Here is a 14,032-nt window from a genome sequence, read left to right as displayed (position 1 = left end):
CGCCGCATCCCGCGTGTGCCCGGACGGCAGTGCCGCTGCTCAGCCGACGCGCCGGAAGCGGACCGCCTGGCCGTCGCTGCGCTTGAGGACGGCCGTGAAGGTGTCCTCGCGGGTGACGACGGACCGGACGACGTTGATCGACGCCGGATCGGCCGCTGTCCCACCGGAATAGGACTCCGCGGCCCACGTCCCCTCACCCAGGAAGGACAGCGAATAGCGCAGGGTCTGCGCCCGCTCGCCCGTCATCGCGCCGACGTACCACTCCGCGCCCGAACGACGCGCGATGACCACCTGATCACCGATCTCCGCGGACAGCACCCTCGTCTCGTCCCATGTGACCGGCACGTCCTGGATGAACGTGAGACCGGGCGACTTCTCATAGTGCTCGGGCAGGTCGGCGGCCATCTGCACACCCGAGAAATAGGTGACGTAGTAGGCCAGCTGCTTGGCTGCCGTCGTGTGCACTCGGCGGCCGGCGTCCCGCGGGTCCCACAGGACGTCCATGATGCCGGGCGTGTAGTCCATCGGGCCGGAGAGCATGCGGGTGAAGGGCAGGATGAGGGTGTGCTCGGGGGTGTTGCCGTCCCCGATGGCGTCCCATTCCTGGCCGCGCACGGCCTCCCGGGCGAGCGCGTTGGGATACGTCCGGACCTCCCCGGTCCCATGGACGCACTCGTGGCAGTCGACGTTGATCCGATGCTGCGCGGCCTTTTCGAGGACGAGCCGGTAATGGTTGACCATCCGCTGGTCGTAGTGGTGGTGCCCGGGGATTCTCCCCACGTACCCCGTCTTCAGATAGCGGATCCCGAGCCGCTCATAAAGAGCGAACGCAGCATCGAGCTGCTTCTCATAGTTATCGACCCCGGCACCGGTCTCATTGTGGACGATGAACTCGACGCCCCTCCTCTTGCCATAGGCGACGACCCGGGGGAGGTCGAAGTCCGGAGTGGCCCGCGTGAAGTCTTGGTCGGCCCAAGAGCCCTCCCAACCCCGGTTCCACCCCTCCGCGAGCAATCCTTGAATGCCATGCGCGGCCGCGAAGTCGATGTACTGCTCGGCGCGTCCGGTGGTGGCCCCGTGCCGCGGCCCGTCCTCCCACGTGGCCTTCCCGTGCTGGATCAGCCACCAGATGCCGACGTACTTGATCGGCTTGATCCACGACGTGTCGCCCTGGCAGATCGCACACGGCGGGTTGAGGTTCTCCACCAAATGCGACTCGATCAGCCCGCCCGCATTCCCGGCGATGGTCAGGACCCGCCAAGGAGTGACCCGCCCAGTACGGGTCACGACCGCGGCCGTCCGCCCAGGCGTCGGCACGAGGGCAACACGCAGCCGCCCGTATTCCGGCACCAGGGTCATCGCCGCGTAATCGTTCAGATCGGCCTCGTGAATCGACAGGTAAGTCCCGTCGCCATAGCGGAACGTCACCGGAGTGTTGGACGCCCCCATGGCGCTGTAGGCAGACGATTGCCACGGCTTCTCATCGGAATCGAAATCTCGCTCCGTCCACCACGCCGTGGGGTCCCCGGCCGGCGCGAACTCCGTGGCCTCGTCCACGATCTCCAGCGACCGCAAACCAGTCTGCTCCGGCACCTGGTACCGAAACGCCACCCCATCGTCATAGGCACGGGCGATGACGTTGAAGACCCTTCCATCCGCCTGCCGAAGCCGGACGGTGAGCTCCCGGAAACGATCGCGCACCCGCGAGTCGGCCCCCCAAACCGGCCGCCACGTCCCGTCCCTCGCCGTGACGCGACTCCCCGTGACCTCCACATCGCTTCCGAGCACCGCCCCGTCGACGAGTCTCAGCCCCAGCCCCGACGGCTGGACGAGAACGGAACCACCCCGCCTGACGGAGTACTCAAGCCGTCCGCCCCCAACGGACACTGTCAGCGCCAGGCCCCCGTCCGGCGACCGCACGGTCGGTCTCCGCGGGTCCTGCGCATGGACGGCCACCGCGCCACCACCGAGCGTGCCAAGGGAGACGAAGGCCGCGACGACGGCCCACATCACCCGTGACCTGCGCAGTGTCCTTCGCACACCATGAATCTCGGCCCCTGACCGCCCTACGTCAAGATCCCTTCCACCCCAAGCCGCGGTGATGGCGATGCGGGACAGCCGTCCTGTCCCCCACCCGGACGGCCTCGGGGTCGAGCAGGCCGTGACGCTCGGCCACTCCGGCGGCGGCATCACCGCCTACCGGATCGCCGCCCAGCACCCCGAGCGCCCTTCCTGGACACCCTCAACTGACTTGCGGGGTAGGGCTGCGCTCGGTCGCCGGGTTAGGTGGAGGGCCGGGTCTTGGGTGGGGTGAAGGTGCAGGGGAGGCGCTTGTAGCCGTTGATGAAGCCGGACATGAGCCTGTCCGGCTCGCCGACGGTGATGTCGGGCAGGCGGGTGAACAGTTCGCGGAACATCACGGTGATCTCGCGCCGGGCCAGGTTGGCGCCCAGGCAGAAGTGCGGGCCGGGGCCGCCGAACCCGACGTGCGGGTTCGGGGAGCGCAGGATGTCGAAGCGGTCCGGGTCGGTGAAGACCGCCTCGTCCCGGTTGGCGGACCAGTAGAACAGCGTCACCCGCTCGCCCTTGCGGTAGGTGTGGCCGTTCAGCTCGTAGTCGCGGGTGACGTTGCGGCGCATGAAGATGACGGGGCTGCTGTAGCGGACGATCTCCTCGATGGCCCCGGCGATGCGTCCGTCGAAGTCCTCCAGGAGCAGTTCGCGCTGGTCGGGATGCTCGGTGAACAGCTTCAGGCCGTGCGCGATCGCGTTGCGCGTGGTCTCGTTCCCGGCGACCACCAGCAGCAGGAAGAACGCGGCGAACTCGCGGGGGCTCAGCCGTTCGCCGTCGACGTTGGCGTTCACCAGCGCCGAGGTGAGGTCATCGGTGGGGGTCTTTCGGCGTGCCCGTCCGAGCTTGAAGGCCAGCCGGTGCAGCCGCCAGCCCGCCGACGCGACCGTGCCCAGCATGCGGATCGTGGCGAGCCGGCCCAGCTTCACGGTGCCGCCGCTGCCGTACTCGACGGTGGCGCCCACGTATTCGGGGTCGCTGTAGCCGACGATGATGTTGGTCCACTCCACCACGCGGCGGTGGTGCTGGACGGGGATGCCCAGCATGTTGCAGATGACCTCGACCGGGAGCCGGGCGGCGGCCTGGGACACGAAGTCGCCGCCGCCGGCCTCGATCAGCTCGTCCACGATCCGGGCGGCCCGCCGCGCGATGTCGTCCTCGGCGCCGGCGAGCATCTTCGGGGTGAACGCCCGGGACACGATCCGGCGGATCTTGGCGTGCCGCGGATCGTCCATGTCGATCATCGAGTTGAAGTACTTGTCCATCCAGCGCGGCATGTCGGCCGGGCTGGTGGCGCTGGGCTCGCTGCTGAACACCTCGGGGTTGCGGCTGGCCTCCGTCACCTCGGCGTGGTGGGTCAGCGCCCACGACCCCGGGCTCTGCGGGAGGAACGGCAGCTTGGGCAGGGTGTTGAACATCGGCCCCGGCTGGGCGCGCAGCACCGCGAACGCCTGCGCCCGCTCCGTCAGGGGGCGGGTCCAGAACCGCAGATCGCTGAGGTCGATGTCCGCCCGCGTCAGCTGAGGGGGGTTCTCCGTGGCCACCGGACCTCACACTCCCGTTCCGTCGCTTTCTGGTGAAGCGTCACACCAGAAATATCTGGTGTTCAGCGTCCTCAGATCTCCGGGCGAAGTCAAGGGATGCGGCACAATCGGGCTGTGACGTCCGAGCCCTCCCGGGCACGCCCCTACCGCGGCGTGCCCGCCGACCAGCGCCGGGCCCGCCGCCGCGCCGCGCTGCTGGCGGCCGGGCTGGAGCTCCTCGGCACCCAGGGGTGGGCCGCCACGACCGTCCGGAAGGTGTGCGCGGAAGCCGGGCTCAACGACCGCTACTTCTACGAGAACTTCCCGGACCGGGACGCGCTGCTCCTGGCGATCGTCGATGACCAGGTCGTCCAGGGCACCGAGGTGATCCTGTCCGCCGCCCGCCGCGCCCCGCGCGAACCGCAGGCCCGCACCCGCGCCGTGGTGACCGCCATACTCGACTTCCTGACCGGCGATCCGCGCCGCGCCCACATCCTCACGCACGCGTTCCCCGCCTCACCCCTGCTCCAGCGGCGCCGCGTCGAGATCATCCGGACCATGGCCGCGATCTTCGCCGTCCAGACCCACGAGACCCTGGACCAGGTCCTCCTCCCCGACATCGACGTGGAGCTGACCGGCCTGACCCTCACCGCCGGCCTCTGGGAGCTGTTCACCACCTGGTTCCGCGGAGACCTCGGCATCGACCGCGACCATCTGATCGACTACACGGTCGCCCTGGTCCTCAGCACCGCCGAGCTGGCCGCCCCCCTCCACCACCGCCTCCACTAGGCGGCCGCGGCCCGGCATCTGTCGCCACACGTCCTGGCCTCGCCGTGGGTGCGGCGAGGCCAGGGCCCCCGATCGTGGTTCTAGCAGGCGCGCAGGATGTCGGTGGTGAGGGCGTTGAGTTCGACCGCGCGGTCCTCGCCGACGACGACGGTGCCGCCGAGGTTGGCGAGCCGGCCGTTCAGGACGCAGTTGGGTTCGAACGCGAACGCCATGCCCGGGGCCAGCGGCAGGTCGCTCCCGATGGTGGGCACCTCGGTGATCAGGCCGTAGTCGGCCGCCTCCGGCAGTTCCCGCAGCCCGGCGCCGAAGCCGCAGACCGTGCCGTAGGGGTCGAGCCCGTGCACCAGCGGATGGACGTTCCAGCCGCCCGCGTCCTCCATGGGCTGCTTCATGGCCGTGACGACCTGGCCGAAGGTGGCGCCGGGCCGCAGCGCCGCGACGCCCGCGTCGTAGGAGGCGCGGGCGACCTTGGCGGCGGCCTCGATGTCCGGGTGCACCTCGCCGACCGCGATCGCGACCTGGTGCTGGGACTCGCGCATCCCGTACGAGCAGAAGACCTCGGCGAGGATCATGTCGCCGTCCTCGATGGTCCGCGGCGCCTGCGGCCGGTAGGACCACACCGGCGGCCCCCAGCACGCGTAGCCGGGACCGGACTGGATCAGCATGCCCGGCGCGGCCGCGCCCAGCCGGAACCCGGCGGCCATGCCGGCGGCGTACACGTCGGCCTCGCTCACCCCCGGCCGGGTCGCGTCCAGCATGGCCTGCGCCATCGCCTCGCCGATGTCCGCGGAGTGGCGCAGCACGGCCAGCTCCTCCTCCGACTGGGCGAGGGTGCGGAACAGGAAGCTCAGCCACACCGGTTTGAACGTCGCGTCCGGAAGCTGCTCCAGGACGGCCGACCACAACCCGTGCGGCATGATCGGGTTGAAGTGGAACGGCGGGTACGGCTCCAGCCCGATCACCCCGATCGCCGCCCGCTCCAGGCCGTGCTCCTTGAGCACCTCGACCAGGCCGGGCGCGTGCTTGGCCACGCGCATGTTGCGCGGCTCGGTCCAGCACGCCTCGCCGCGGCGGCGCGCCTCGATGTGGTCGGCGATGTGCATCGGCGACCACACCAGCGAGATCGGGTCGGCGTCCCGCGGGAACACGACGATCGCGCCGGGCCGCTCGTTGGTGAAGTAGACGTCCGGCGCGAACGGCGCGGGTCCGCTCGACTCGTGCTCGCCGTACACCACGAGCGCCTCGACGCCCTCGGCGTCCATCAGCTCGCGCGCCAGCGCCCAGCGCCGGTCCCGCTCCGCCGTCGAGTAGACGGGAACCTGTGCGGTCATCGCGTTCTCCTTGCGTCGTTCCTGCTAGTGGTCAGAACGCTAGGGAGCGCGCGATGCGGAGGAATCGGTCGGATGACTGGCGTCCGGATGAAGCAGGTAAGCGCTACTTAGGTACGTTCTCTTGGTGATCATCGGTCGGGATGCGGAGCAGGCCGTCCTCGACGGGCTTCTCGAGGAGGCCCGCGCGGGACGCAGCGGCGCCCTCGTCCTGCGCGGCCAGCCGGGCATCGGCAAGTCCGCGCTGCTGGAGTACGCCGTCGCGCGGGCGGACGGCCTGCGCGTCATCCGGACCGCCGGTGTCGAGTCTGAGGCCGAGCTGCCGTTCGCGGGTCTGCACCTGCTGCTCGGGCCCGTCCTCGACCGGATCGACGCCGTCCCCGAGCGGCAGGCCGCCGCGCTGCGCAGCGCGTTCGGGCTCGGCCCCGCCGGGCAGGACGGCCCGCTGCTGGTCGGGCTCGCCGTGCTGTCGCTCCTCGCCGGCCTCGGCCCGCTGCTGTGCGTCGTGGACGACGCGCAGTGGCTCGACAGGGCCTCCGCCGAGGCCCTCACCTTCGCCGCGCGACGCCTGCACCGCGAGGGCGTCGTCGTGCTGTTCGCCGTCCGGAGCGGCGGCCCCGCCCGGCTGGACGGCATCCGCGAACTGAACCTGTGGGGGCTGGACCGGGAGGCGTCGTCCGCGCTGCTCGCCGCGCATGCCCAGGGCCTCGCGCCGGCCGTCCGGGAGCGCGTCCTCGCCGAGTCCGAGGGCAACCCGCTGGCGCTGATCGAGATGCACGCCGCGCTCACCCCGGAGCAGCGCGGCGGGACGGTGCTGCCGCTGTCGTACAACATCGGCGCGCTGCCGCTCACCGACCGCGTCCGCCGCACTTTCGGCGCGCAGGCCGCCCGGCTGGACGCGGACACCCGCACGCTGCTGCTGGTCGCGGCCGTCGAGGAGACCGGCGACCTGGACGTGGTGCTGCGCGCGGCCCGGACGCTCGGCGCGGGACCGTGCGCGCTGGAGCGGGCGGAACGCTCGGGCCTGCTGTCGTTCTCGGGGATGGCCGTCACCTTCCGGCATCCGCTCGTGCGGGCGGCGGTCGTCGAGGACGCGCCGCTGGTGAGCCGGCTGGCCGCGCACCGGGCGCTCGCCGAGACCGGGGACCCGGCCCGCCGCGCCTGGCATCTGGCCGCGGCCGCGACCGGGCCGGACGAGCGGGTCGCCGCCGGGCTGGCCGGTGCCGCCGAGCAGGCGGGCGCGCGGGCCGGGTACTCGGCGCAGGCCGCCGCGCTGGAACGCGCGGCCGAACTCACCCCCGACCCGGCGCGGCAGGGCGAGCGGCTCGTCGCGGCGGCCGAGGCCGCACTGCCGGCCGGCGATCTCGCGCGGGCGGCGAAGCTCGCGCGCAGGGCGGGCCGGGCCACCGCGGAACCCGCGCTCACCGCGCGGCTGGCCCACGTCCTGGCCGGCGTCGAGTTCGAGCGCGGGTCGCCGCTGGCCGCGGCGGCGACCCTGCTCTCGGGCGCCGAGCCGATCGCCGCGTCGGCGCCCGACACCGCCGCGCGGATGCTCGCGGAGGCCGTCCGCGACAGCTACTTCGGCGGGGATCCCGAACTGGCCCGCCGTGCCGCCGACCGGCTCGCCGAGGTGGCCGGGCGGACGCCCGGCGCGGTGGCGCTCGGCGGCCTCGCCCGGCTCATGGCGGGCGAGCACGCCGACGCGATGCCGCGGATGCGGGTCCTGCTCGACGCGGCGCGGCGCGGCGCCGTCCCCGGTACCGGGGAGCGGCTCATCGCGGGGGCGATGGGCATGCTGACCGGCGACGACGAGGCCGCGCGGGAGATCTACGAGCCGCTGGTCGCCGACGCGCGCGACACCGGGCAGATCGGCTGGCTGCCGAACGTGCTGGAGCACCAGGCGGTGACGGAGCTGTTCCTCGGCCGCCGCCGGGACGCGGTCGTGCACGCCGAGGAGGGCCTGCGGCTCGCCGAGAGCACCGGACAGCTGCACCGCATCGACCATCTGCGCTGCGTGCTGGCCTGGGCGGCGGCGCTCGCGGGCGACGAGGACGCCTGCCGGTCGCTCGCCGAGCCGGCCGTCGCCCGGGCGCGGATCGCCGGGATCGCCCGCACCGCCGCGTGGGGGTCGATGGCGCTGGCCCTTCTGGACCTCGGCCACGGCCGGCCCGACCGCGCCCTCGACCGGCTGGAGACGGCCGCGCGCGGCGCCGCAGACGGCTCCGTCGGACTGATGAACCTGATCCACTTCGCCGGGGACCAGGTCGAGGCCGCCGTCCGCGCGGGCCTGCCGGAACGGGCGGACGCGGCACTCGCCCGGTTCGAGCAGTGGAGCCTCGCCACGCGGCAGCCGTGGGCGGAGGGTGTCCTGCTGCGCTGCCGGGGCCTCGTCAGCACGGGCGACGAGGCCGGACGGCACTTCGCCGGCGCGGCCCGCGTCCACGCCAAGGGCGGCCGTCCGTTCGAACGGGCCCGGACGGAGCTGCTGTACGGCGAATGGCTCCGGCGCGGCCGGCGCAAGGCGGAGGCGCGGGCCCTGCTGCGGCCCGCACTGGAGGTCTTCGAAGGGATGGGCGCGGCGCCGTGGGCAGAGCGCGCCCGCGCGGAACTGCGCGCGACCGGCGACGCGGGCGCCGCCGCACCCGGCGGCTCGGCCCTCGACCGCCTCACACCGCAGGAACTCCAGGTAGTCCGGCTCGCCGCCCAGGGCATGTCCAACCGCGACATCGCGGCGCAGCTGTTCCTGAGCCCGCGCACCGTCGGCCACCACCTGTACCGGGCGTTCCCGAAGCTGGGCGTGTCCTCGCGGGGCGAGCTGGCACACCTCACGCTCTGACGGCCGCCGGACGCCGAACCCGAGGATCAGCCGGGGGAGTCCAGTTCGGTCAGGCGGGCTTCGAGGTAGTGGCGTTCGGGTGTCGTTCGGGTCAGGGCCAGGGCGCGTTCGTAGGCCCGTCTGGCTTCGGTGGTGCGGCCGGTGCGGCGGAGCAGGTCGGCGCGGGTGGAGTGGTAGTAGCGGTAGTGGTCGAGGTCCAGCCGGTCGAGGATCGTCAGGGCTGCGTCGGGGCCGGCCAGTTCGGCTACGGCGATGGCCCACGAGCTACCGTGGCCGGGCATGGAGTTCTTCTGTTATCACCGTGATCGGCCCGATTCGCTGGCGTTGCGCCACGAGCTGGCGGAGGCCCACTGGTCGTACATGGACCGGTTCGCCGAGGAGTTGATCGCGCGGGGGCCGACGTTCGCCGGCGACGGCGAGACGCTCAGCGGCAGCGTCCACATCGTCGACCTGCCCGACCCGGCCGCCGCCCGCGCGTTCGCCTTCGACGAGCCCAACTACCAGGCCGGCGCCTACCGGGACGTGCTGCTGCGCCGCTGGCGCAACCTGCTCGGCCGCACGATGTGGGACTTCCCGGGCGGCCCCGGAGACCGGTTCCTGGTGCTGGGCTTCGGGGCGGGCCCCGCCGCCGACCTCGACGTGCCGTCCGGACGGGACGACCTCATCGCGTACGGGCCGCTGCTGTCCGACGACGGCGGCGCCTGGCTCGGGACGGCGGCGCTGGTCCAGGCGCCCGGCCCGGACGCGGCGCGCGCCGTCCTCACCCGTGATCGGTATGCCGCCGTCGAAGTCCACCCATGGGAGCCCGGCGGGCGCCGCTGATCAGGGCATGCGTGCGAGCACTCGGCGGTTCGCCCGGCGGGGGCGCCCCTCGCGCGATCCCTTCGGGAGGCCCGCCGGGGCGATGCGCACCTCGATGCGGCCGTCCTGGATCCGCGTCTCGTAGAGGGGCTGCGGCGAACTGGCCGGGCCGCGCACGACGCCGCCGTCGGCGAACCGGAAGGTGCTGCCGTGCCACGGGCACGTGACGCAGCCGCGTTCGAACGTCCCGTCACCGAGCGGGCCGCCCATGTGGCTGCAGGTCGCGGCGAGCGCGTAGACCTCGCCGTCCATCTTGTGGAGCAGGACCTCGACTCCGCCCGCGTCGACCGTGCGGTGATCGCCCTCGGCCAGCGCGTCCGCCGTGACGGTCGGCGTCCACTCGTCCGGCCCCTCCTGCCAGGCGGTGCGGTTGACGTTGACGCCCTTCACGAACGAAAGGTGCCCGCCGAGGTAGGCGCTCACCGACAGCACTCCGAACCCGGCGAAGCCCAGCGCCTTGCCCACGCCCCGGTTGCCGCGGGCGCGCGACACGAGCGACGCCACGTACAGCGACAGCGCGGCGGTGTTGGAGGTGGCGTGGACCAGGCCGACCCGCCTGTCCCCGCCGAGGGTGTCGGACCAGTCGTTCAGCCCGGTGAGGGCGGTGGGCACCGCCGCGAACACGCCGGTGGCCACCAGCATGTCGGACGCCTTCTCGACCTCGCGTCCGCCGATGGCGTCCAGCAGCGTGGCCATGCTCCACGCGCCGATCGTCACGTCCGTGAGAGCCGGGTGCAGCGGATGCCCGATGTTCGTCCCGCTGAGCGCGTTGCGGACGAAACGCGGCCGTACCGCCCGCTGTACCACCTTGCTCAGCGGCTTGGCGGCTTTGTCGAGCGCCTCCGCCCGCTCCAGCCGACGTACCATCCTCTGCGGCATGCTCATCCCGGCCTCCCCCAGGCACGACATCACTAGTCGGCACCACCCTTACCCCCCACCACCCCCCAAAACCCGGCGCGGTTCAGTTCGCGTAGGTGTCGCGGATGACGCGCTTGAGGATCTTGCCGTTGGCGTTCTTCGGCAGTTCGTCCACCTGCTCCCACACCTTCGGGGCCTTGTAGCCGGCGAGGCGCTCGCGGACGGCGGCCTCCAGGGCGGCGAAGTCGAGGACGCGGCCGGGGCGCGGGACGACGAACGCGCCGACCGCCTCGCCCCACCTGTCGTCGGGAAGGCCGACGACGGCGACCTCGGCGACGCCGTCGCAGCCGGCCAGGACGTTCTCGATCTCGCGGGGGTAGATGTTCGCCGCCCCGGAGATGATCATGTCCTTCTTGCGGTCGACGATGGTGATGAAGCCCGCCTCGTCCCGGACGGCGACGTCCCCGGACGACAGGTAGCCGTCCGGCCTGATCGCAGCGGCGGTGGCCTCGGGGTCGTCCAGGTAGCCGGTCATGTTGAACGGCGAGTGGCCGAACAGTTCGCCGGGCTCGCCCGGCCCGACCTCCCGGCCGTCCTCGTCGAGCAGCTTCACGTCGGTCATCCACCACGGGTGCCCGACCGATCCGGCCTTGCGCAGGGCGTCGGCGGGACGCAGGTCCGTCACGATGCCCGCCTCCGTGGACCCGTACAGCTCGTGCACGCCGACGTGCGGGAACGTCTCGACGACCCACTCCTTCAGCGGGACGGGCAGCGCGGCGGCGTTGAAGTAGAACGTCTCCAGGCTCGACAGGTCCCACCTGCGCGGCGACTGCTCCATGAGCTCCCGCAGCGTCAGCGCGTGCGTCGGCACCAGGAAGATCGTCTGCAGCCGGTCACGTTCGATCATGTCGAGCAGCCGCTCGGGGTCCCAGCGGGACAGCATGGACGTCTGCCCGCCCATGAACGGGCCCGCGTAGGCGAAGCAGAACCCGGCGCCGAGCGCCATCGGCGCGACCGCGGCGGTGCGCTTGCCGGGGCCGAGCCCGTAGTCGACCGCGCAGCCGAACATGGTGAGCACCCGGGACCGGTGGGTGAGCAGCGCGCCCTTCGGCCGTCCCGTGGTGCCGGACGTGTACTGCACGCAGAACGGGTCCAGCTCGCTGACCTGGACGCGGGGGTCGGCCGGCCGCGCCGCGGCGAGCGCCTTCTCGTAGGGGTGCCCCCAGTCCCCCGAGCCGACGCCGAGCACGAGCGGCAGGTCCTCGACCCGGCCGGGGACGTTCGCCGCGAACGCCGCGTCGGCCACCAGGCCGGACGCGCCGGACCGCTCGATCAGCGAGGCGTGCTCGGCGGCGGTGCCGCGCGGGTTGAGCGGGACCATCGCGACGCCCGCCTTCGCGGCGCCCGCCGCCACCTCCACGTACTCCAGCTGGTTCCCGAGCAGGACGGCGACGCGGTCGGCGGCCTTGAACCCGGCGTCCATGAGCAGGCCCGCGACGCGGTTGCTGCGGTCGTCCAGTTCGGCGAAGGTGAGCCGCCGGTCCCCGTCGATCAGCGCGGTGGCGCCCGGCGTGCTGCGCGCGAACTCGCGGATCCCGCTGGCGATGTTCATCTGTGCCATGGCTGCCCGCCTCTTTCTCAGGCCGTCGTCTGATCTATTTGGCTATCGGGCTCCGACTGGGTTCATCTTGCGTTGCATCGGCCTCGCAGGGCTAGGTCCTCTATATGTCAGATTTATTTCGTTCAGGTCGGCGGCCGGTGGTGGCCAGAGTGCGCCGCGCGAGCCGGATCACGGCCGCGTCGATCAGCCGGCCGTCGGCGTCCAGCACGACGCCCGATCCCGCGGCGGCCGCCGACTCGAACCTCGCCAGGACGTCCTCGGCCCGCGCCACGTCGCGGGCCGACGGCGTGAACGCCGCATGGACGACCGGGATTTGCGCGGGATGAATGCACGCCCGTCCCACGAAGCCCTGCCGCCGGACCCGGTCGGTGGACGCCGCGAGCGCCTCCGGGTCGGCGCTGATCGTCGACACCGGGCCGACCGGCGGGCGGATGCCGGCGGCGGCGCTGGCGAACACGGTCATGCTGCGGGCGAACGCGAGTTCCGCCCCGTCCGGTCCGGGGTCGAGCCCGGTGTCGGCGGCGAGGTCGACCTCGCCGATCTGGAGACGGTGGACGCGGGGCGCGCGGGCGATGTCCCGGACGTCCAGGATCGCGCCCGCGGTCTCCAGCAGCGGCATCAGCAGCGTCGTCACGTCCCCGAGGCCGGCGAGCAGCGCGGCGACCGCCGCGACGTGCGCGGCGTCCTCGGCCTTGGCGAGGACGAGCCCGGTCAGCGCGGCCAGCCCGGCGAGCGCCCGTACGTCCTCGTCCCCCACCGGACCGGCGTTGACGCGGACCCACAGCTCGGTGCCGCCGGTGTCCGGGCCCGAGCGGAGCCAGTCGCTGACCGTGCGGCGGGCCGCGTCCTTGCCGTCCGGCGGGACCGCGTCCTCCAGGTCGACGATCAGCGCGTCGGCGCCGCGGGTGAGTGCTTTGCCGAGCTTGTCCGGGGCGTTGCCCGGCACGTACAGGTAGCTGCGCGGGAGCCGCTCCGGGGCGGTCACCGCACGACCGTCTCGCCGCGCAGCAGGGACTTGGCCACGACCGTCCGCAGGACGTCGTTGGTGCCCTCGCCGATGCTCATCAGGATGGCGTCGCGGTAGAGCCGCTCGACCTCGTACTCGGTGGAGTAGCCGTAGCCGCCGTGGATCTTCATCGCCTCGATCGACGCCTGCAGCGCGACCTCCGAGCAGAAGATCTTGGCCATGCCGGTCTGCCCGTCGGCGCGGCCGCGCCGGACCGCGTCCGCCGCGAAGTAGGCCATCAGCCGCGCGGCCTGCAGCTGCGTGGCGACGGTCGCGAGCTGGAGCTGGACGGCCTGGAACTCGCCGATGGTCTGCCCGAACGCCCTGCGCTGCCCCGCGTAGGCGAGCGCCTCGTCGTGGGCGCGCTGGGCGATGCCGACCGAGCGGGCGGCGATGTTGACCCGTCCCCACTCCAGCGCGGACAGCGCGTGCTGCATGCCTTTGCCCTCGACGCCGCCGAGCAGGTTCTCCTTCGGCACCCGGACGTCGTCCAGGACGATCTCGCAGGACTCGGTGCCTTTGTAGCCGAGCTTCGGGATGTCCTTGGTGATCTGGTAGCCGGTGGTGCCGGCGTCCACGAGCAGGATGCTCATGCCCTTGTGCGCGGGGGACGCGGACGGGTCGGTCTTCACCAGCACGGGCAGCGGGTCGGCGTGGCGGGCGTTGGTGATCCACATCTTGGTGCCGTTGACGACGTAGTGGTCGCCGTCCAGCCGGGCGGTGGTGCGGATGCCCTGCAGGTCGGTGCCGGCGTCCGGCTCGGTGAGGCCGATGCCGGTGCGGCGCTCACCGGACGCGAGGCCGGGCAGGTACTTGCTCTTCTGCTCCTCGGTGCCGCGCATGGCGATCATGCGGCAGGCGAGCGAGTGGCTGCCGAGGATGCCCGCGATGCCCATCCAGCCGCGCGCGATCTCCTCGAAGACCAGCGCGAACGAGACGGGGTCGAGGTCGAGGCCGCCGTACTCCTCGGGGACGGTGATCCCGAACAGCCCCATGTCCCGCATGCCCTTGACGATCTCGGTGGGGTAGCGGCCGGAGTGCTCCCAGTCCCGCGCCACCGGGATGATCTCGTTGTCCACGAAGTCGCGCAGGACGGCGCGGAACTCGCGCTGGTCCTCATTGAGCTGGAAATCCACGTGG

At 72.5% G+C, this 14,032-nt stretch carries 11 protein-coding genes; 3 read left to right on the top strand and 8 right to left on the bottom strand.

The genetic code is table 11. The annotated features are described in order from the left end of the window. Positions 1-39: 39 nt before the first annotated feature. Together AL2_RS22895 and AL2_RS22890 are read right to left on the bottom strand one after the other, a co-directional pair. Positions 40-2,010, bottom strand: a complete 1,971-nt coding sequence (locus AL2_RS22895) for a glycoside hydrolase family 97 protein (protein ID WP_067636741.1) — start codon at positions 2,008-2,010, stop codon at positions 40-42. A gap of 272 nt (positions 2,011-2,282) precedes the next feature. After that, complete coding sequence (locus AL2_RS22890) at positions 2,283-3,614, bottom strand: cytochrome P450 (RefSeq protein ID WP_067636739.1); 1,332 nt, start codon at positions 3,612-3,614, stop codon at positions 2,283-2,285. 114 nt (positions 3,615-3,728) lie between these two features. Between AL2_RS22890 and AL2_RS22885 the strand changes: the two genes are divergently transcribed. Then, positions 3,729-4,382, top strand: a complete 654-nt coding sequence (locus tag AL2_RS22885; RefSeq protein WP_168444562.1) for a TetR/AcrR family transcriptional regulator — start codon at positions 3,729-3,731, stop codon at positions 4,380-4,382. 80 nt (positions 4,383-4,462) lie between these two features. Here the strand turns inward: AL2_RS22885 and AL2_RS22880 are convergent, their stop codons facing one another. Beyond that, positions 4,463-5,713: a M24 family metallopeptidase gene (locus tag AL2_RS22880; protein ID WP_067636736.1), complete on the bottom strand. Its 1,251-nt coding sequence runs from the start codon at positions 5,711-5,713 to the stop codon at positions 4,463-4,465. 124 nt (positions 5,714-5,837) lie between these two features. Between AL2_RS22880 and AL2_RS22875 the strand changes: the two genes are divergently transcribed. Beyond that, positions 5,838-8,546, top strand: a complete 2,709-nt coding sequence (locus AL2_RS22875; protein WP_067636735.1) for a helix-turn-helix transcriptional regulator — start codon at positions 5,838-5,840, stop codon at positions 8,544-8,546. A 26-nt stretch (positions 8,547-8,572) separates the two neighbouring features. Here the strand turns inward: AL2_RS22875 and AL2_RS22870 are convergent, their stop codons facing one another. Then, positions 8,573-8,827, bottom strand: a complete 255-nt coding sequence (locus tag AL2_RS22870; protein WP_067636733.1) for a tetratricopeptide repeat protein — start codon at positions 8,825-8,827, stop codon at positions 8,573-8,575. Between AL2_RS22870 and AL2_RS22865 the strand changes: the two genes are divergently transcribed. Then, positions 8,826-9,368 (top strand): YciI family protein, encoded by a 543-nt coding sequence (locus AL2_RS22865; protein ID WP_067636731.1) that lies wholly within the window; start codon positions 8,826-8,828, stop codon positions 9,366-9,368. The two genes, AL2_RS22870 and AL2_RS22865, sit on opposite strands and share 2 nt — an antisense overlap. Here the strand turns inward: AL2_RS22865 and AL2_RS22860 are convergent, their stop codons facing one another. The 4 genes from AL2_RS22860 to AL2_RS22845 form a co-directional block, all read right to left on the bottom strand. Next, positions 9,369-10,292: a Rieske (2Fe-2S) protein gene (locus AL2_RS22860; protein WP_083946833.1), complete on the bottom strand. Its 924-nt coding sequence runs from the start codon at positions 10,290-10,292 to the stop codon at positions 9,369-9,371. A gap of 76 nt (positions 10,293-10,368) precedes the next feature. Next, complete coding sequence (locus AL2_RS22855; protein ID WP_245666854.1) at positions 10,369-11,886, bottom strand: class I adenylate-forming enzyme family protein; 1,518 nt, start codon at positions 11,884-11,886, stop codon at positions 10,369-10,371. A gap of 100 nt (positions 11,887-11,986) precedes the next feature. Beyond that, complete coding sequence (locus AL2_RS22850; protein WP_067636725.1) at positions 11,987-12,871, bottom strand: HpcH/HpaI aldolase/citrate lyase family protein; 885 nt, start codon at positions 12,869-12,871, stop codon at positions 11,987-11,989. Beyond that, positions 12,868-14,028, bottom strand: coding sequence for an acyl-CoA dehydrogenase family protein (locus AL2_RS22845; RefSeq protein WP_067636723.1), 1,161 nt, complete (start codon positions 14,026-14,028; stop codon positions 12,868-12,870). The genes AL2_RS22850 and AL2_RS22845 overlap by 4 nt, the downstream gene beginning before the upstream one ends. Positions 14,029-14,032: the final 4 nt, after the last annotated feature.

This window comes from Actinomadura latina NBRC 106108, assembly GCF_001552195.1.
Classification (GTDB): Bacteria; Actinomycetota; Actinomycetes; order Streptosporangiales; family Streptosporangiaceae; genus Spirillospora; species Spirillospora latina.
Note: the sequence above shows the minus strand (reverse complement) of the source record. Positions and strands in the feature narration are given on the sequence as shown.